Here is an 18,405-nt window from a genome sequence, read left to right on the forward strand (position 1 = left end):
CTGATGCGCCAAAGCCCCGTCCGTTTCGGCAATGCCCAGGAACTCGCCGACGCCATCCTTGCGCGGGTCGGGCGAAAGATCGTGCTGGCACTGCCGCTGGGGCTTGGAAAACCCAATCACATCGTCAACGCGCTGACCGCGCGCGCGATCGCCGATCCCTCGATCTCGCTGCGCATTCTGACCGCCCTGACGCTCGAACGGCCGCGCGCATCGAGCGAACTCGAACGGCGCTTTCTCGAACCGGTCAGCGGGCGGCTCTTCGCCGACTATCCCGAAATCGAGTATGCCTCTGCGCTGCGCCAGGGAAATCTGCCTGCCAACATCGAGATCCATGAGTTCTTTCTTCTTGCCGGACGGTGGCTGGGTTCGCCACGCCAGCAGCAGAACTACATCTCGGCCAACTACACGCATGTGGCGCGCTACATTCTCGACCGCGGCGTCAATGTGCTGGCGCAGCTGGTCGCGCCTCCGGATCGCACCGGCGACGGCTTCAGTCTGAGCTGCAATCCCGATGTCACGCCGGACTTTCTCGATGCACGCCGCGCCGGCCGTGCCGATTTCGTTTTCGCCGGGCAGGTCAACGAAGCCCTTCCCTTCATGGACGGGCAGGCCGAAATTCCCGCGAGCGAGTTCGATTTCATGCTCGAAGGCGACGATTTCCAGTTTCCGTTGTTTGCGCCGCCGCGCGAGCCCGTCACGCAGACCGACTATGCGATCGGGCTCAACATCGCCGGCCTCATCCCCGACGGCGGAACGCTGCAGATCGGTATCGGCTCGATCGGCGATGCGGTCGGCCAGGCGCTGGTGCTGCGGCACCGGCACAATTCAGTCTGGCGCGGGGCACTGGAACGCCTCGGCAGCAAGCCGCACGAAGCCAGCCCTTTCGGAGAAGGCATCTACGGCGCCAGCGAAATGCTGGTCGAATGTTTTCTCGACCTGATGGAAGCCGGCATCGTCAAGCGCGAAGTCGAGGACGCCTTTATCCATGCCGGGTTCTTTCTCGGGTCGCGCAATCTCTATGAGCGGCTTCGTGCCATGAGCCCGGAGGCACGACGCCGGATTGCGATGGTGCCGGTTTCCTTCGTCAACGATCTCTATGGCGACGAAGCGGGACGACGCGCGGCACGAAGGGGCGGCCGTTTCATCAACACGGCGATGATGGCAACGCTTTTCGGCGCTGTCGTGTCGGACGGACTGGATGACGGGCGTGTCGTCAGCGGCGTCGGCGGCCAGTACAATTTCGTTTCACAGGCCTTTGCGCTTCCCGATGCGCGCTCGGTGATCGCGCTGCGCGCCACGCGCGAGAAGGACGGCAAGACGATGTCGAACATCGTCTTTTCCTATGGCCACCAGACCATCCCGCGCCATCTGCGCGACATCGTGGTGACCGAATATGGCGTGGCCGATCTGCGCGGCAGAACCGACGCCGAGGTCGTTGCCGCGATGCTCAACGTCACCGATTCCCGCTTTCAGCAGGAATTGCTCGCGCGGGCGAAGAAGGCCGGAAAGATCGCAGCCGACCACAAGATTCCAACGGCGCATCAGAACAACCATCCCGAGCGCATCGGCAAGGCGCTGGAAGCCGCCAAGGCCGACGGACTGCTGCCGCTGTTTCCCTTCGGCAGCGACTTTACCGAGGTCGAGCAGACGTTGATGCCGGCGCTCGGCCGGCTGTCGCGCGCCTCGAAGCGGGAGCTGGCACGCCTCGCCCTGAAGGGCGGTCCCTTGAATGCGGCGGCTAATGCCGGTCTCGAGCGGATGGGGCTCGCAAAGCCTTCGTCGTTCAGCGAAAGGCTTTATCGGCGCCTCTTGCTGGCCGCGCTTGCCGACCCCAGCTAGACCATTGTCGCCACGCACGCCGGGAGGGACCCGCCATGATCGATCTCTATTACTGGCCAACGCCCAACGGCAAGAAGGTCACGATCCTGCTCGAGGAATGCGGTCTCGACTACAAGCTGATCCCGCTGCATATCGGGCGCGGCGACCAGTTCAGCCCCGAATTCCTGAAGCTCAATCCCAATCACCGCATGCCGGCCATGATCGATCATGCGCCGATGGGCGGCGGTGCGCCGATCGGGATTTTCGAGTCGGGCGCGATGATGATGTATATCGCCGAGAAGGCCGGGAAGTTCTTCCCGCAGGACCCGCGCGGCAAATATGAAGTCACCCAGTGGGTGATGTGGCAGATGGCCAACCAGGGACCCAAGCTCGGCGAATGCGGTCATTTCCGCCGGTTGCGCGACCGCGAGGGCGACCAGTCCTACGCCGTGCGGCGCTTCACCGACGAGGCCAACCGTCTCTATGGCGTCATGAACAACCGCCTCTATGACCGGCCCTATATGGCGGGGGATACATACACGATCGCCGACATGATCTGTTACCCATGGGCGGTCAACTGGAAGGCGCAAGGTCAGGACATCGAGGAATTCAAGCACTTCAAGCGCTGGCTCGAGGAGATCGGCGCGCGGCCGGCCGTGCAGCGCGGCATGGCAGTCGGCAGCGACCTTTCGATGGACCTTTCCCAGATGACAGCTGCGGAGCAGGAAGCGGTCCGCAGGATGCTCTACAACCAGCGCGCACGACCGGCCCCCGACGCCTGAAATCGCTTTGCGATGCAGTGTGGCGCCTATGCCGCAGTGCAAAAAAATAAATCGGCCTTGGCCAGAAACTGACGCTGGGCTCTTGGAATCCAATATATCGGGCATATATAGGCTCGATATATCGGCCTGACATATAAGCGGCCGCGGCAAGGATACCCCGATGCAAGTCACAACGCTCTGTCTCGGCGCGTTGGTTTTTGGCGAAGCCACAGGCTACGAGATCAACAAGATGTTCGAGGATGGCCCCTTCAGCCACTTCCTCGATGCCAGCTATGGCTCGATCTATCCGGCGCTGACGCGGCTGACGGAGGAGGGCCTTGTCACCTGCAAGGAAGAGCAGCAGGAGCGGCGTCCGGACAAGAAGATCTATGCCCTGACCGAAAAGGGCCGCCAGAGCCTGCGCGACGCTCTGCATATGCCGCTGGCCGCCGACAAGTTCCGCTCGGAGTTCCTTTTCGCCGTGCTGTTTGCCCATTTGCTGCCGCGCTCGCGTGTGGCGGAACTGGTCGACCAGCGGCTGGCCGAGATGAAGGCCAAAACGGAAGAACTTGGGCAGCGCGATCCCGACGACACGCCGGGCATGGATTTCGCCCGCCTCTATGGCCACGCCGTCTATTCGGCCTCGGTGTCCTTTCTCGAAAACAACCGGCATCTGATCGAAGAGATCGCGGTGAACGACACGCCGCAGGAAGCCCCCAAATCGGTACAAACTCATGTTTGAGCGTCAGCGTCATTCCATCGAACAAGCGGCCGGCAAACTCAACCGATCCCAGCTGATCGCAATCGGCATTGCGGTGGTGATTGCCGTCTGGTTCGTCAGCGGACTCTTCGGCGGCTCGAATGGCGCCACCGACGAGATGACAGCGGCCGAACGCGATGCGGCGAATGCAACCGTTCCGCAGGTGCGGGTCGTCACTTCGACCGCCGCGACCCGGCAGGGCATGGTGACCATCCGCGGTCGCACAGCGGCAAAGCGTGCCGTCGAAGTGCGGGCGGAAACGCAAGGTACGGTGTCGGAACTGCCGGTCGAGAAGGGCGCGCCGGTCAAGGCCGGCGATGTGCTGTGCGGGATCAATCTCGATGCGCGCGACGCCCAGCTCGCCGAGGCGAAGGCGTTGGCGCGGCAGCGGCAGCTCGAATATGACGCCTCGCGCCAGCTGGCCGCGAAGGGCTATCGCGCGCCGACCGCGGCGGCAGCGTCGCGGGCCGCGCATGACGCCGCACAGGCAAGACTGAAGCAGATGGAGATCGCGGTCAGCCAGACACGGCTGGTCGCCCCTTTTGACGGCATATTTGACGACCGCCGCGTCGAAATCGGCGACTATCTGCGCATCGGCGATGTCTGCGGCCTTGTCGTGGAACTCGATCCGCTGCTGGTCGTGGGCCAGGTCGCCGAAGACCGGGTGAGCGTGCTGAGAATCGGCCTGCCGGGCCGGGCGCGGCTGATCACCGGCGAAACCGTCGAGGGCACGGTCAGCTTCGTGGCCAAGACCGCCGACCCGGCGACCCGCACCTTCCGCGTCGAGCTCGAAGTCCCCAATCCCGACTACAGGATGCGCGCCGGCATCACGGCCGAAATCATGGTGCCGGGCGACGAAATCCAGGCCCATCGCATTCCCAGTTCGGTGATCGCGCTCGACGATCAGGGCGTCGTCGGCGTCCGCACCGTCGACGAAGAGAGCCGCGTCCGGTTCAATGCGGTCCAGCTCGTGGACGACACGCCGGATGGCCTTTGGGTTGCCGGCCTGCCGCCAACGATCAAGCTGATCACCGTCGGCCAGGACTACGTGATCGAAGGCCAGAAGGTCGAGGCGATGCCCGTGCCACTGCTGGGAGCCGGGTTGTGAACGCATTTATCGACGCCATCCAGGGACGTACCCGCACCGTCATGACGACGATGGTGCTGATGGTCGTTGCCGGCATCATCTCCTATGTGACGATCCCGAAGGAAGCCGATCCCGACATTCCGATTCCGATCTTCTATGTCTCGATCACGCATCAGGGCATTTCGCCCGAAGATGCCGAGCGGCTGCTGATCCGTCCGATGGAAACCGAACTGCGTTCGCTCGAAGGGCTCGAGGAAATTCGTGCCACGGCCTCGCAGGGCCATGCCGGCATCGTGCTCGAATTCGACGTCAGCTTCGACAAGGACAAGGCGCTGCAGGATGTGCGGGAGAAGGTCGATCTTGCCCGCGCCAAGCTTCCAGCCGACACCGACGAACCGACCGTGCGCGAGTTCAACGCGGCGCTGTTCCCTGTGCTGATCGCCACGCTTTCGGGCGAGGTGCCGGAGCGGACGCTTTATGAGGCCGCCCGGCGGCTGAAGGACGAGATCGAAGCCGTTCCGACCGTGCTGCAGGCCGAGCTGATCGGCCATCGCGAGGAGCTTCTCGAGGTTTCGATCGATCCGGCCAAGCTCGAATCCTACGGGATCTCGCAGGCCGAACTCATCAATATCGTGACAATGAACAACCGCCTGGTCGCAGCGGGCAGCATCGACACCGGCCAGGGGCGCTTCTCGGTCAAGGTTCCGGGCCTGTTCGAATCCCGTGAAGACGTCCTGACCCTGCCGGTCAAGGTCTCGGGCGACGGCATCGTGACGCTTTCGGACGTCGCCGAGATTCGCCGGACCTTCAAGGACCCGGACGGCTATGCACGTTTCAACGGCCATCCGGCCATCGCCATCGAAGTCACCAAGCGGATCGGCACCAACATCGTCGACAACAACCGACAGGTACGCGCGGTCGTCGACGAATTCACGGCCGACTGGCCGGAGGCGATCCATATCGATTTCACGCTCGATGCCTCAAGCTGGATTCATCGTTCGCTCGGTTCGCTCCAGTCCTCGATCACGACCGCCATCGTGCTGGTGATGATCGTCGTCGTGGCCGCGCTCGGCCTGCGCTCGGCGCTGCTGGTCGGCATCGCCATTCCGACCTCCTTCATGATCGGCTTCCTGTTCCTTTCGGTGACGGGTTACACGGTCAACATGATGGTCATGTTCGGCATGCTGCTGTCGGTGGGCATGCTGGTCGACGGCGCCATCGTGCTGGTCGAGTATGCCGACCGCAAGATGTCGGAAGGACTCGAACGCCGCGCAGCCTACGGCCTTGCGGCCAAGCGCATGTTCTGGCCGATCGCCGCCTCGACGGCGACGACGCTCGCCGCCTTCCTGCCGATGCTGCTGTGGCCCGGCGTCAGCGGCAAGTTCATGAGCTATCTGCCGATCACGCTGATCGTCGTGCTTTCGGCCTCGTTCCTGACCGCCCTCGTGTTCCTCCCGGTGCTCGGTTCTCTTGTCGGCAAGGCCGAGAATACCGACAGCGACGTGTTGCGACTTCTGGCCGGTGCCGAGACGGGCGACATTCGGGCGCTGCCCGGCTTCACCGGCGCCTATGTCCGGATGCTCGACAAGCTGATCCACTATCCAGGGCGCATTCTCGCGGGAACGGCGGTCATTCTCGTCGGCACGATCGCGCTCTTCTCCAACTTCAACAATGGCGTCGAATTCTTCGTCGACACCGAGCCGGAGCAGGCCATCGTGCTGGTCAGCGCACGCGGCAATCTCTCGGCACAGGATACGCTGGCACTGGCACGCGACGTCGAGGAGATCGTGCTCTCGACCGAGGGCGTGCGGACCGTCTTCACACGCTCCGGCCCCGGCCTCGGCTCGGGCCCGGTCGGGCGCGGCGACGTGCCGAAGGACCTCATCGCGCAGCTGATGATCGAGCTGAAGCCCTATGAGGAGCGCCCCAAGGGCGACGTCATTCTCGACCAGATTCGCCAGCGGACCGACAAGGTGCCCGGAATCAAGGTCGAACTGCGCAAGGTCGAGGACGGTCCGCCGACCGGCAAGGACATCCAGATCGAACTGACCTCCAACGACTACGGCCAGTTGCTGCAGGCAGCGGCCACCATTCGCGATCATCTCGACCGGAATGTCGACGGGCTGATCGATGTCGAGGACGGACGGCCGCTGCCAGGCATCGAATGGGTGATGAATGTCGACCGGGAACTCGCCGGCCGCTTCGGCGCCGACGTGACCTCTGTCGGGGCGACGATCCAGCTCGTCACCAACGGCATCCTGATCGGCAAGTACCGGCCCGACGATGCGCAGGACGAAATCGACATCCGGGCGCGGTTTCCGGGCGATTATCGCGTTCTCGACCAGCTCGACCAGCTGCGTGTCCAGACGCCGCACGGCCTTGTGCCGATCTCGAATTTCGTCACGCGCAGCGCCCAACCGCAGGTCGGCACGATCGAGCGGATCGACGGCTACCGGCAGATCATGGTCAAGGCCAATACCGCCTTCGACCGGGAAACGCAGAGCAAGATCAATATCGACGAGAAGACGCGCGAGATCCAGGAATGGGTCGAGGCGCAGGATTTCGGCGCCGGCGTGCGCGTGCGCTTCCGCGGCGCCAATGAGGAACAGGCCAAGGCATCGAGCTTCCTCGGCGGCGCGCTGGTCGGGGCGCTGTTCCTGATGTTCGTGATCCTGCTGACGCAGTTCAACAGCTTCTATCATTCGGTGCTGACGCTTTCGACGGTCGTGCTGTCGACGGTCGGCGTGCTGATCGGCATGATGGTCACGGGGCAGCCGTTCTCGGTCATCATGACGGGCACGGGCATCGTCGCACTGGCGGGCATCGTGGTGAACAATTCGATCGTGCTGATCGATACCTATCAGCGCCTGCTCGGCGAAGGCATGAGCGCGGTCGAAGCCGTGCTGCGAACGGCCGGCCAGCGGCTGCGTCCGATCATGCTGACCACGATCACCACCATGTTCGGGCTGCTGCCGATGGCGCTGCAGATCAATCTCGATTTCGCGGCACGGGAGATCGTTTTCGGCGGGCCGGTCGCGGCCTGGTGGGTGCAGCTGTCGACCGCGATCATTTTCGGCCTCGGCTTCTCGACGCTGCTGACGCTGGTGCTGGTGCCGGTGCTGCTGGCCGCGCCGTCGGTGGCGCGCGAAAGCCGGCTCAGCGGCACGCGGCCGGGCGGTGCGCGGCCGGCGCTGCCGGCGATGCTGCGCTGGGGCAGGCGCGCCGACTGACGGCGCCTATTCGGCGGCGACCGGATTGACCAGGCGGCCGACGCCCTCGATCTCGATCTCGATCGTGTCGCCGGGCTTCATCCAGACCGGCGGGGTGCGGGCGAAGCCGACGCCGGCCGGCGTGCCCATCACCAGCACGTCGCCGGCCTCGAGCGTCAGACATTCGCTCAGCAGCGCGATCGTCTCGTCGACCGGGAAGATCATGTCGCGCGTATTGGCGCTCTGCATCGTCTGGCCGTTGAGGCGCGAGGCGATGGCGAGCCCGGCCGCGCCTGGCGGCAGTTCGTCCGCCGTCACGAAGGCCGGACCGAAGGGCCCGGTGGCATCGAAATTCTTGCCGATGGTCCATTGCGGCGTGCGGCGCTGATAATCGCGCACCGAGACATCGTTGAAGCAGCTGTAGCCGGCGACGTAGCCGAGCGCGTCGCCGCGAGCGACATGGCGCGGCACGGTGCGGCCGATCACGGCGGCGAGTTCGGCCTCGAAGTCGAACTGCTCGGAAACGCGCGGGCGGATGACGGGCCGGCCATGGCCGACCAGCGAGGTTGCGCCGCGCATGAAGAAATTGGGATAGTCGGGCTTCTCGCGCCCGCCTTCCGCCGCGTGTTCGGCATAGTTGAGGCCGAGACAGATGATCTTGCCCGGCCGCGGGATCACCGGCAGCAGCGTCAGCCCGTCCAGCATCAGGCGCGGCGCCGAAACGGCCGCCTCGGCCGCCGCGGCCAGCGCCGCCGGGCCGGCGCGCAGCGTGTCGCGCAGCGTCCGGGCCCCGAGATCGGCGACCTCGCTGCCCTCGACCAGACCCAGCCGCGCCTGCCCGGCCGCTTCGAATGTCACGAACCGCATCGCCTTCTCCCCTGCTGCTGCCGCTTTATCTCACGGGCCGGGCGGCGGCGCCAGATCGCAACTTTTCCTGCGGCGCCATGCATGCGAGGCTGGGATCCCGATTCGCTTCCTCTTCCCGGACAGCCCCCCGATGAATGTTCCCGCACCCGCGCGGCAGGTCCTGAAAGACGTTTTCGGCTTCGATGCGTTCCGCCCCGGCCAGGAGGAGGCCATGCGCGTGCTGCTGTCGGGCCGCCATCTCCTCACCGTCATGCCGACCGGCTCGGGCAAATCGCTCTGCTTCCAGGTGCCGGCGCTGGTGACGGGCGGCCTCACGCTCGTCGTCTCGCCGCTGGTGGCGCTGATGCAGGACCAGGTCGCGGCGCTCCGGCTGGCCGGCGTCGCCGCCGACAGCATCAATTCGGCGCAGTCGCGCGAGGACAATGTCGCTGCCTGGCGCCGCGCGGCTGCCGGCGAGACGCGGCTCCTCTATCTCGCGCCCGAACGGCTGATGACCGCGCGCATGCTGGCCGCGCTGCAGCGTCTCGACGTCAAGCTCATCGCGGTCGACGAGGCGCATTGCATTTCGCAATGGGGACCGGCCTTCCGGCGCGAATATGAGGATCTGGCGCGGCTGCGCGACCTCTTCCCCGGCGTGCCGATCGCGGCGCTGACTGCGACCGCCGACGAGGCGACGCGGGCCGATATCGCCGCGCGGCTTTTCGGCGGCGATGTCGAGACGCTGGTGCTCGGTTTCGACCGGCCCAATATCCGTCTCACCGTCTCGCCGAAGAAGGAATGGAAGCGCCAGCTTCTCGACACGGTTTCGCGCCATGCCGGCGCCAGCGGCATCGTCTATTGCCTGTCGCGGCGCAAGACCGAGGAGACGGCCGCATTTCTGGCCGGCGAAGGCATCGAGGCGCTGCCCTATCATGCCGGCATGAGCAAGGAAGCGCGCGAGGCCAACCAGAACCGCTTCATGACCGAGCGCGGCATCGTCATGGTCGCGACCATCGCCTTCGGCATGGGCATCGACAAGTCGGATGTGCGCTATGTCGTTCATGCCGACCTGCCCGGCAGTCTCGAGGCCTATTACCAGGAGATCGGCCGTGCCGGGCGCGACGGCGAAGCGGCCGAGGCGCATATGCTGTTCGGCCTTGCCGATATCCGCATGCGGCGCAGCTTCATCGAGGCCGAGGAAGCCGGCGAGGAGCGCCGCCGCCGCGAGCATCGCCGCCTCGATGCGCTGCTGGCCTTTTGCGAGGCGCCGGCCTGCCGCCGTCAGATCCTGCTGTCCTATTTCGGCGAGGCGTCCGAACCCTGCGGCAATTGCGACACCTGTCTCGACCCGGCCGAACTCAGCGACGGCACGCAAGAGGCGCAACTGGTCCTGGCCGCGATCTCCGAGAGCGGCGCGCGTTACGGCGCGGCGCATGTGATCGACATTCTGCGCGGCAGCGAAACCGAGAAGGTCCTGGCCGCCGGCCATGACCGCCTGCCCGTCTTCGGCCGCGGCGCGGCGCGGCGCAAGCCCGAATGGCAGGCGCTGATCCGGCAATTGACCGGCGCGGGGTTTCTCGCCGTCGATATCGGCGGCTATGGCGGCTTGACGATCGCCGGCAAGGGCGCGGCGCTGGCGCGCGGCGAGGCGCGCTTCCTCTATCGCGCCGACCATGTGGTGCAGCGGCGCGACCGGCGCCGGGGCGCCGATGCCGCGCCGGCCGGCGAGGCGTCGGCGCTGCTCGAAGCGCTCAAGGAGCTGCGCCTGCGGCTCGCCCGCGAGCGCCAGGTGCCGGCCTATGTGATCTTTTCCGACCGGACGCTGGCCGACATGGCCGAGCGGCAGCCGCAAAGCGAGGCCGAGTTCGCCGAGGTCAACGGCGTCGGCGCGGCCAAATTGCGGGATTTCGCCGGGATTTTCCTGACCACGATCCGCGCCCATGAGGCGGGTGTATCCGCCGCTTGATCCGGCTTGCGGCTGCGCTACCTTCTTTCCCGGTCAGGCGAGGATCGGGAAATGACGCGGATCGGCACGACAGGGTCTCGACGGCTGGCAGGGCTCGCGCTGGGCGCGCTGCTGGTCGCGGCGGCGCCGGCCGCGGCCGAGGCGCCGGCCGACACCCGTGTCGACCTCACCTATCGGGTCTATGGCGGCGGGCTGCTGATCCTCTCGCTCGACACCAGCGCCGCGCTGGGCCCGTCACGCTATGAAATCGCCTCGCAGCTCGCCACCGAGGGGCTGGTCGACCGCCTCTTCCATGGCCGCCTGACCAGCAGCGCCCAGGGCCGCCTGACCGATCAGGGGCCGCGGCTCGAACGCTACCGCCAGGCCTACAAGGGCCGCTTCGGCGACCGCTCGATCGACATGCGCCTTGCCGATGACGGCAGCTACGACGTCGCGGCCGAACCCGACGAGGCCGTGCCCGGCCAGGCGCCGGTCGACCCCCGCAAGGTGGTCGGCACGGTCGATCCGCTGACCGCCTCGATCCATGCGGCGCTGGCCGGGGCCGACAGCCCCTGCAAGGCCCGCGTCCCGGTCTTCGACGGCCGGCGCGTCTATGATCTCGATTTCTCGATGCTGGCGACCGACCGGCTGGAGCCGCGCGCCGCCGGGGAATTTGCCGGCGAGGCCTGGCGCTGCGAAGTCGCCTACCGGCCGGTATCGGGCTTCACACGCGAATGGCATATCCGCCGGGCCAGGGACCCGCTGCGCCCGGCCACCGTCTGGCTGGCGCGCTTCGAAGGCGCCGAAAACGGCGCCGGCGAGACGCCGAGCTTCCTGCTGCCGGTCCGCCTGCAGATCGAGTCGGCCTGGGTCAATGCGGTCGCCCATCTGACGCGGGCCCGCATCGACGGCCGCGAGCTGATCGCCAGCAGCGCGGCCGACTAGAGCGTTTCCAGGCGCGCGTCAATCCGCCTCGACCGACATCGGCTCGCTCAGCGTCACCCAGCGGCCTTCCTTGATCTGCGCGAGAAAGCCCGACTTGGTGCCGAGATGATCGCCCTCGCTGAAGTCGATCGGCACGCCGCCGAAATCGGGATCGACCCAGGGCTCCATGTCGACCAGCGCCTGGGTGAAGCTTTCGGCCGTCGGCTCGGGGCCGGCGCGCTCCAGCGCCTCGGCGAAAAGACGCGCCAGCGTATAGGCGCCGACCGCCTGCACATTGGCGACCAGATTGAAGCGCTTCTCGTACTCGGCCGTCCATGCGCGCAGTTTCGGATTGGGATCGTCGGGATAGGGGATCGGCGTCTGCGAGATCGCATAGAGCCCGTTCACCGTGTCGCCGCCGAGATCGTGCACTTCCGGCGTGTAGCAGGCCTGCGAACACAGCATGATCGGGTCCCAGCCCAGCGAACGGGCGGCCTGCATCGCGCCGATGGTTTCGCGCACCACCGTGCCCAGCACCACCATCTCGACATCGGCCGCGCGCAGCCGCGCGATCTGGCTCGAAAAATCGGTCGCGCCACGCTTGTAGGTGGTGCTCTCGACGATCGTCAGGCCATGCGCCTCGGCTTCCTGCTCGGCGCCGCGCTTGACGTTGAGGCCGAACTCGTCGTCCTGGTAGAGCAACCCGATCTTCGTCACGCCTTCGGTTTCGATGAAATGCCGCGTGCCGATCCGCATCGCATGCACGTAAGGGATGTTCGAGGCGAATTTCAGCGGATGATAGGGATCGTAGGTCTGGTCGGCGGCGGTGAAGGGAAACAGCACCGGCACGCCGCGCCTGAGCGCCAGCGGCATCGAGGCGATGACGGTGGGCGAGCCCAGCGCGGCGATGATCGCGAATACCTTGTCGCGGTTGATCAGCTTCTGCGTCGCCAGCACCGCGCGGCGCGGATCGTAGCCGGTATCCTCGACCACGAGGCGGATCTGGCGGCCGTTGACGCCGCCTGACGCATTGATGTCGTCAAAGGCCATCTGCAGGCCGTTGCGCACCGGCACACCCCACGATGTCAGCGGGCCCGACAGGTCCTGATGTGTGCCGAGAACGATCTCGCTCGGGCTGACGCCCTGCGTCTCGGCCGCGGCCGGCACAATCTGGCCGGCAGCCAGCAGAAAACCCGATGCCGCCAGCGCGATCCGTAAGCTGTTGCCTGTCATGCGGCTTCTCCCTTGTACATGCCCTCGATCAGCGTCGCATATTTCTCGTTGACCAGCGACCGCTTCAGCTTGCCGGTCGCGGTGATCTCGTCGTCCTCGGCCATGATCTGGTGCTCGATGACGCGGAATTTCTTGATCGTCTCGACGCGGGCGAACTTCTTGTTGGCGCGGTCGATCTCGCCCTGCAGCAGTTCCAGCACCTCCGCCGCGCGGCAGAGGCTGCGGAAATCGGAGAAAGGCACATTGGCGTCCTGCGCGAATTTCTCGACATTGTCGCGGTCGATCATGATCAGCGCCGAGAGGAATTTCCGCCGGTCGCCGATCACCACCGCATCCTGGATATAGGGCGAGAATTTCAGTTCGTTCTCGATTTCCGACGGCGTGATGTTCTTGCCGCCGGCCGTGATGATGATGTCCTTCTTGCGGTCGGTGATGCGGATCCAGCCCTCATTGTCGATCTCGCCGATATCGCCGGTATGCAGCCAGCCGTCGATCACCGTTTCGGCGGTCTTTTCGGGCTTGTTCCAGTAGCCCATGAAGACATGCGGGCCGCGCATCAGGATCTCGCCGTCTTCCGCCAGCCGGACCTCGGTATTGGGCACGGGCTTGCCGACAAGACCGAACTTGTAGGTGCCGAAGGGCTGCGGGATCGTCGCGATGCCGGCATTCTCGGTCTGGCCGTAGCCTTCGGCCATGTAGAGGCCGAGCGCGAAATACCAGCGGATCAGCTCCGGCGAGATCGGCGCGGCGCCCGAGAGAATGTAACGGCAACTGTCGATGCCGATCATCTTGCGGATGTTCTTCAGCACCAGGAAATCGGCCAGCGCGAAATGCCAGCGCAGCAGCGCCGGCACGCTGTCGCCCGCGATGCGCCGGTCGGCGACCTTCTCGCCCACCGAAATCGCCCAGCGATAGGCAAGCTTCTCGGCCAGCGTCGCATCCTTCAGCGCGATCGAGACGGTCGAATAGAACTTCTCCCAGATGCGCGGCACGGCGAAGAAGGCGGTGGGCTGCACCTCGCGCAGATTCTCCGGCACCGTTTCGAGGTTCTCGGCGAAATTGACCGTCTGTCCCGTCATCAGCTGGTTGAAGGTCGTGAAGGTGCGCTCGGCGATGTGGCAGAGCGGCAGGAAGGCCAGCGAGCGATCCTCCGGCGTATGCGGCAGCAGGTTCTGGTTGTTGGCGAGCTGGAACATGATGTTGGCATGGCTGATCATCGCGCCCTTGGGCGGGCCGGTGGTACCGCTGGTATAGACCAGGATCGCGATGTCGTCGGGCCGCGTGTCGCGCACCAGATCGTCGAAACGCGACGGCGCGTCGCGCGCCTCCTTGCGGCCGAGATCGATGAAGGCGTCGAAGCCCATGACCATCGGATCGCGGAAATCGTGCAGCCCTTCCATGTCGAAGACGATGATGCGCTTCAGCGAGGGAATGCGGTCGCGCACCTCGAGAATCTTGTCGAGCTGCTCCTCGTTCTCGGCGAAATAGAATTCGGCCGTGCAGTCGTTCATGATGTATTCGACCTGCGGCGCGGTGTCGGTCGAATAGATCCCCATCGAGACGCCGCCGACGCCCATGCAGCCGAGATCGACGAAAAGCCATTCGGGACAGACTTCCGAAACGATCGCGATGCGGCCGCCATCGGACAGCCCCAGCGCCTTCAGCGCCAGGCCCGAGGCGCGGGCCTTTTCGTAGTAATCGTTCCAGCTGATCGGCTCCCACAGGCCGAACTGCTTGTCGCGCATCGCGACGCGGGCCCCGAGCTCCTTCGCCCGTTTGACGAAGAGCTTCGGAACGGTGTCGCAATCGGGAGAAATAACCAGCGGCGCGAGCTTCATGCGAGTCTCTTCCCTATCGCCATACTTTTCGTTTCTTCCAGCGCCGCTTGCCGCGCGCGCCTTCTTCCTTCTGGCCCAGATAGAACTCCTTGATGTCCTCGTTTTCGAGGAGCCGGGCGCTGTCGCCTTCCATCACGATGCGGCCGACTTCGAGCACATAGCCGTAGTCGGAAAGCTGCAGCGCCATGTTGGCGTTCTGCTCGACCAGCAATATCGTCACGCCGCGTTCGGCATTGATGCGGCGGATGATGGCGAAGATTTCCTTGACCAGGCGCGGCGACAGGCCGAGCGAGGGTTCGTCGAGCAGCAGCACGCGCGGGCGCGCCATCAGCGCGCGCGAGATCGCCAGCATCTGCTGCTCGCCGCCCGACAGCTGGCCGGCCTGCTGATGCATGCGCGTCTTCAGCACCGGGAAATAGCCATAGACCACGTCGAGATCCTCGGCGACGCCCTTGCGGTCGTTCCTCAGATAGGCGCCCATGCGCAGATTGTCGGCGACCGACAGCGTCGGGAAGACTTCGCGGCCTTCCGGCACATGGCTGATACCAAGCCCGACAATGCGCGCCGGGTCGAACCCGTCGATGCGCTTGTCGCGATAGGCGATGGTACCCTTTTGCGGGTCCATGATGCCCGACACGGTTTTCAGGATCGTCGTCTTGCCGGCGCCGTTGGCGCCCAGCACGGTCACGATCTGGCCTTCGCGCACATCGAGCGAGACGCCGCGGATCGCCATGATCGGGCCGTAGAAGGTCTCGACATTGCGCAGCGAGAGAATGACGGGTGCGTCGGGCCTGTTCATGCGGCCTCCGTCTCGTTGTCGTCGCCGCCGAGATAGGCGCGGATGACTTCGGGATGCGCCTGCACTTCGGCCGGCGTGCCGGTCGCGATGACGCGGCCGTAATTGAGCGCCAGCACGCGGTCCGAGACATCGTTGACGAGATTCATGTCGTGCTCGACCATGATCACGGTGATGCCGAGAATGTTCTTGATGTCCGAAATCCAGAACGACATGTCCTCGGTCTCCTCGACATTGAGGCCGGAGGACGGTTCGTCGAGCAGCAGGATTTTCGGCTCGGTGCAGAGCGCACGGCCGAGTTCGACGACCTTGCGCACGCCATAGGGCAGATTGGCGATCATCTGGTCGCGGTAGTGCTGCAGGTCGAGAAAATCGATCACTTCCTCGATCTTGCGCCGATGCGCCAGTTCCTCGGCCCGCGTGGCAGGCCCGAAGAAGAGATGCGCGAGCGGCCCGGTGCGGCGATGCGCATGGCGGCCCAGCATCATGTTGTCGAGCACGGTCGCCATATCGAAGAGTTCGATGTTCTGGAAGGTGCGCGCGATGCCGAGACCGGCGATGCGATGCGCCGGCAGCGCCGTGATGTCGTGCCCCTCGAAGCGGATGCGGCCGGATGTCGGCTGGTAGATGCGGCTGACGAGATTGAAGATCGTCGACTTGCCGGCGCCGTTCGGACCGATGATCGTGAAGATCTCGCCCTTGTCGACGCCGAAGCTGACGCCGTCGACCGCCTTGATGCCGCCGAAATGCACGGCCAGATTTTCGACCTCGAGCAATGTCATCGGTTCTTCTCGCTGACCATGTAGCTCTTCTGGCGCCGGAAGGTGCCTTTCTTGTAGAGCGGGAAAAGCTGGAAATAGGTCTTGATCTTCATCCAGCGGCCATGAAGGCCCATCGGCTCCAGGATCACGAAGAGGATGATGACGAGACCGAAAATCCCGGATTCGAGACCGGGCAACTGGCCGACCGCCTGCGGCAGGCTGTCCTTGGTCAGCGAGATCAGCTGCGGCAGCACGACGATGAAGGCGGCGCCGAAGATCGCGCCATGCATCGAGGCCAATCCGCCGATCACCGCCATCACCAGCAGGTTGATCGAGAGCAGGATGGTGAAGCCCTCGGGGCTGATGAAGAAGAGGAGATGCGCATAGACGGCGCCGGCCAGTCCCGCCATGCCGGCCGAAATGGCAAAGGCGGTCGTCTTGTAGACGGCGAGATTGACGCCCATGGCTTCGGCCGCCGTTTCGGAATCGCGGATCGCCATGAAGGCACGGCCCGTGGAGGAGCGGCGGATATTGAGCCCCGCCAGCAGGGTCAGCGCGAACAGCGCCAGCGCCAGGTAATACATCTTCTGTTCGCTGTCGAAGCTGTAACCGAGGATCGAGGGATCGGAGAGCACGAAGCCCATATTGCCGCCGGTCAGCCCGTCCCAGCGCGCCAGCACTTCCTCGACGATGAAGGCGAAGGCATAGGTGGCAAAGGCGAGATAGATGCCGGTCATGCGGAGCGCCGGCAGACCGATCACGACGCCGAGCGCGGCCGACAGCAGGATTGCGGCCGGCAGCGTCACCAGCAGGTCGAAGCCCTGCGCCTGCAGGATGCCGGCCGTATAGGCGCCGCAGGCCATGAAGGCCGCATGACCGAGCGAAATCTGGCCACACATGCCGAGCAGCAGAATCAGACCGACGCCGGCAATCGCATAGACATAGACGAAGGTCACCTGGCTCAGGAAATAGAGATCGAGCACGAAAGGCGCCGACAGCGCCGCCACGCCCAGCAACCCGTACCAGAAGGCCGCGTGTCCGCCCTCGCCATCGGCGTTCTGGCGCAGCAGCACGGCGCCGAAAACGATGGCATAGGCGACGGCAACGCCGAGCCAGTGCGTCGAGGTCAGGGCCAGCGGCGCGTAATGCGCCAGCGCAACCAGGATCGCCGCGTAAAGTGCCAGTCCGGTCCAGAAACGTTTCGTCCCGCCGAAGGGAAAGAGGCGGGTGTCCTGGGCATAATCGGTCTTGAACAGGAAGCGCATGTCGCTCTCACACCTTCTTGACGACGACGCGGCCGAAAATGCCCTCGGGCTTCAGCAGCAGGACGATCAGCAGCACCACATAAGGCGCCACATCCTTGAAACCTTCCGGCAGATAGAAACCGGCCAGCGCCTCGACGATGCCGATGATCAGCCCGCCGACGATCGCGCCGGGGATCGAGCCGAAGCCGCCCAGGATCGCGGCCGGAAAGGCCTTGAAGATGACGCCGAAGCCCATCTGGGTATGGATGAAGGTGATCGGCGCCAGCAACAGGCCCGCGAACGCCGCGACGCCAGCCGAAAGGCCCCAGATCAGCGTGTAGACGCGCTTGACGGGGATGCCCATGTAATAGGCCGCCAGCTGGTTTTCCGACGAGGCTTCCATCGCGACGCCGAGCCGCGTGTAGCGGAAGAAGACGAAGAGGAAGGCGACCAGCACCAGCGTGCTGACGATGATCGCCGCATAATCCTGGCTGACCACCAGCGCCCCGAGGCGCAGATCGGCGCCCGAAAAGGGCGTTGCCAGCGCATAGGTATCGGTGCCCCAGCCGGGCACCATGCCGACGACGGCGCGCACCACGAAGCCGAAACCCAGCGTCACCATCACGATGGCGAAGACCGGCTGACCGACCACGGGGCGGATGATGGCGCGGTCGGTCGCCATGCCGAACAGCACGCCGCCGGCCACCGCCAGCGCCGCGCCGAGCCAGAAATTGAGGCCGTACATGGTGATGAAGGTGAAGGCCAGAAAGGCGCCGACCATCATCAGCTCGCCTTGCGCGAAATTGATGGTTTCAGTGGCCTTGTAGATCAGCACGATGCCGAGCGCGACCAGCGCATAGACGCAGCCATTGGCCGTGCCGCTGACAACCTGCTGCAGATAGAGCGTCAGTTGCGGCCCGTCCATGAAGCCGAACAGCCAGAGAAAAGGCGGCGACAGGAATGCAATGACGGCGCTTGCCGCAAGCAGCCACCATATCCGCCCGAGAATCCTGTCCATCCCCCCGCTCGTCTCCCCGTTCCCTGTCCCTCTGCGCCGGGTCTCCCGTCCCGGTGGATATGAAATCCAGCCGCACAGTCTACAGAGGACTCACAATGTCGCAATCGGAACCGGCATGATCGGCGCCATTCCTTGTCATCGCCGGTTTCATGCGGCAGGCTTTGC

At 65.1% G+C, this 18,405-nt stretch carries 14 protein-coding genes; 7 read left to right on the top strand and 7 right to left on the bottom strand.

What is annotated here, in order from left to right; genetic code table 11:
• The first annotated feature begins 3 nt into the window (after positions 1–3).
• The 5 genes from AAC071_RS08305 to AAC071_RS08325 all read left to right on the top strand — a co-directional run bounded on the left by AAC071_RS08305 (position 4) and on the right by AAC071_RS08325 (position 7,656).
• Positions 4–1,839 (top strand): acetyl-CoA hydrolase/transferase C-terminal domain-containing protein, encoded by a 1,836-nt coding sequence (locus AAC071_RS08305; protein ID WP_339831592.1) that lies wholly within the window; start codon positions 4–6, stop codon positions 1,837–1,839.
• A gap of 35 nt (positions 1,840–1,874) precedes the next feature.
• Positions 1,875–2,600 carry a glutathione S-transferase N-terminal domain-containing protein gene (locus tag AAC071_RS08310; RefSeq protein ID WP_339831593.1) on the top strand — a complete coding sequence of 242 codons (726 nt, stop codon included), beginning with the start codon at positions 1,875–1,877 and terminating at the stop codon, positions 2,598–2,600.
• 160 nt (positions 2,601–2,760) lie between these two features.
• Positions 2,761–3,321, top strand: coding sequence for a PadR family transcriptional regulator (locus AAC071_RS08315; protein ID WP_339831595.1), 561 nt, complete (start codon positions 2,761–2,763; stop codon positions 3,319–3,321).
• Positions 3,314–4,447 carry an efflux RND transporter periplasmic adaptor subunit gene (locus tag AAC071_RS08320; RefSeq protein WP_339831597.1) on the top strand — a complete coding sequence of 378 codons (1,134 nt, stop codon included), beginning with the start codon at positions 3,314–3,316 and terminating at the stop codon, positions 4,445–4,447. The genes AAC071_RS08315 and AAC071_RS08320 overlap by 8 nt, the downstream gene beginning before the upstream one ends.
• Positions 4,444–7,656, top strand: coding sequence for an efflux RND transporter permease subunit (locus tag AAC071_RS08325; protein WP_339831599.1), 3,213 nt, complete (start codon positions 4,444–4,446; stop codon positions 7,654–7,656). Before AAC071_RS08320 ends, AAC071_RS08325 begins: the two co-directional genes overlap by 4 nt.
• A 6-nt stretch (positions 7,657–7,662) precedes the next feature.
• On the opposite strand, the gene AAC071_RS08330 is transcribed toward AAC071_RS08325, so the two are convergent.
• Positions 7,663–8,502 carry a fumarylacetoacetate hydrolase family protein gene (locus AAC071_RS08330; RefSeq protein ID WP_339831601.1) on the bottom strand — a complete coding sequence of 280 codons (840 nt, stop codon included), beginning with the start codon at positions 8,500–8,502 and terminating at the stop codon, positions 7,663–7,665.
• A 130-nt stretch (positions 8,503–8,632) separates the two neighbouring features.
• Here AAC071_RS08330 and recQ point away from each other — a divergent pair, with 130 nt between their 5' ends.
• Complete coding sequence (recQ, locus tag AAC071_RS08335) at positions 8,633–10,447, top strand: DNA helicase RecQ (RefSeq protein ID WP_339831604.1); 1,815 nt, start codon at positions 8,633–8,635, stop codon at positions 10,445–10,447.
• Positions 10,448–10,498: 51 nt separating this feature from the next.
• Positions 10,499–11,371, top strand: coding sequence for a DUF3108 domain-containing protein (locus tag AAC071_RS08340; protein ID WP_339831606.1), 873 nt, complete (start codon positions 10,499–10,501; stop codon positions 11,369–11,371).
• An 18-nt stretch (positions 11,372–11,389) separates the two neighbouring features.
• Here the strand turns inward: AAC071_RS08340 and AAC071_RS08345 are convergent, their stop codons facing one another.
• The 6 genes from AAC071_RS08345 to AAC071_RS08370 are packed head-to-tail and all read right to left on the bottom strand — an operon-like array spanning position 11,390 to position 18,240.
• Positions 11,390–12,583 carry an ABC transporter substrate-binding protein gene (locus AAC071_RS08345; RefSeq protein WP_339831609.1) on the bottom strand — a complete coding sequence of 398 codons (1,194 nt, stop codon included), beginning with the start codon at positions 12,581–12,583 and terminating at the stop codon, positions 11,390–11,392.
• Positions 12,580–14,421, bottom strand: coding sequence for a long-chain fatty acid--CoA ligase (locus tag AAC071_RS08350; RefSeq protein ID WP_339831610.1), 1,842 nt, complete (start codon positions 14,419–14,421; stop codon positions 12,580–12,582). Before AAC071_RS08350 ends, AAC071_RS08345 begins: the two co-directional genes overlap by 4 nt.
• A gap of 13 nt (positions 14,422–14,434) precedes the next feature.
• Complete coding sequence (locus tag AAC071_RS08355) at positions 14,435–15,220, bottom strand: ABC transporter ATP-binding protein (protein ID WP_339831611.1); 786 nt, start codon at positions 15,218–15,220, stop codon at positions 14,435–14,437.
• A complete protein-coding gene (locus AAC071_RS08360) occupies positions 15,217–15,999 on the bottom strand; it encodes an ABC transporter ATP-binding protein (RefSeq protein ID WP_339831612.1) in 783 nt (260 codons plus the stop codon). Before AAC071_RS08360 ends, AAC071_RS08355 begins: the two co-directional genes overlap by 4 nt.
• Positions 15,996–17,243, bottom strand: coding sequence for a branched-chain amino acid ABC transporter permease (locus AAC071_RS08365; protein ID WP_339831613.1), 1,248 nt, complete (start codon positions 17,241–17,243; stop codon positions 15,996–15,998). The genes AAC071_RS08360 and AAC071_RS08365 overlap by 4 nt, the downstream gene beginning before the upstream one ends.
• Before the next feature lie 7 nt (positions 17,244–17,250).
• Positions 17,251–18,240: a branched-chain amino acid ABC transporter permease gene (locus AAC071_RS08370; RefSeq protein WP_339831614.1), complete on the bottom strand. Its 990-nt coding sequence runs from the start codon at positions 18,238–18,240 to the stop codon at positions 17,251–17,253.
• Between the last annotated feature and the right edge of the window lie 165 nt (positions 18,241–18,405).

Source organism: uncultured Parvibaculum sp., assembly GCF_963975745.1.
Taxonomy (GTDB): Bacteria; Pseudomonadota; Alphaproteobacteria; order Parvibaculales; family Parvibaculaceae; genus Parvibaculum.

Excerpts from the sequence above, each read along its gene's own strand:
- AAC071_RS08370 (WP_339831614.1), bottom strand. The coding sequence starts at position 18,240 with ATGGACAGGATTCTCGGGCGGATATGGTGGCTGCTTGCGGCAAGCGCC.
- recQ (WP_339831604.1), top strand. The coding sequence starts at position 8,633 with ATGAATGTTCCCGCACCCGCGCGGCAGGTCCTGAAAGACGTTTTCGGC.
- AAC071_RS08315 (WP_339831595.1), top strand. The coding sequence starts at position 2,761 with ATGCAAGTCACAACGCTCTGTCTCGGCGCGTTGGTTTTTGGCGAAGCC.
- AAC071_RS08350 (WP_339831610.1), bottom strand. The coding sequence starts at position 14,421 with ATGAAGCTCGCGCCGCTGGTTATTTCTCCCGATTGCGACACCGTTCCG.
- AAC071_RS08365 (WP_339831613.1), bottom strand. The coding sequence starts at position 17,243 with ATGCGCTTCCTGTTCAAGACCGATTATGCCCAGGACACCCGCCTCTTT.
- AAC071_RS08320 (WP_339831597.1), top strand. The coding sequence starts at position 3,314 with ATGTTTGAGCGTCAGCGTCATTCCATCGAACAAGCGGCCGGCAAACTC.
- AAC071_RS08345 (WP_339831609.1), bottom strand. The coding sequence starts at position 12,583 with ATGACAGGCAACAGCTTACGGATCGCGCTGGCGGCATCGGGTTTTCTG.
- AAC071_RS08355 (WP_339831611.1), bottom strand. The coding sequence starts at position 15,220 with ATGAACAGGCCCGACGCACCCGTCATTCTCTCGCTGCGCAATGTCGAG.
- AAC071_RS08330 (WP_339831601.1), bottom strand. The coding sequence starts at position 8,502 with ATGCGGTTCGTGACATTCGAAGCGGCCGGGCAGGCGCGGCTGGGTCTG.
- AAC071_RS08310 (WP_339831593.1), top strand. The coding sequence starts at position 1,875 with ATGATCGATCTCTATTACTGGCCAACGCCCAACGGCAAGAAGGTCACG.
- AAC071_RS08360 (WP_339831612.1), bottom strand. The coding sequence starts at position 15,999 with ATGACATTGCTCGAGGTCGAAAATCTGGCCGTGCATTTCGGCGGCATC.
- AAC071_RS08340 (WP_339831606.1), top strand. The coding sequence starts at position 10,499 with ATGACGCGGATCGGCACGACAGGGTCTCGACGGCTGGCAGGGCTCGCG.
- AAC071_RS08305 (WP_339831592.1), top strand. The coding sequence starts at position 4 with ATGCGCCAAAGCCCCGTCCGTTTCGGCAATGCCCAGGAACTCGCCGAC.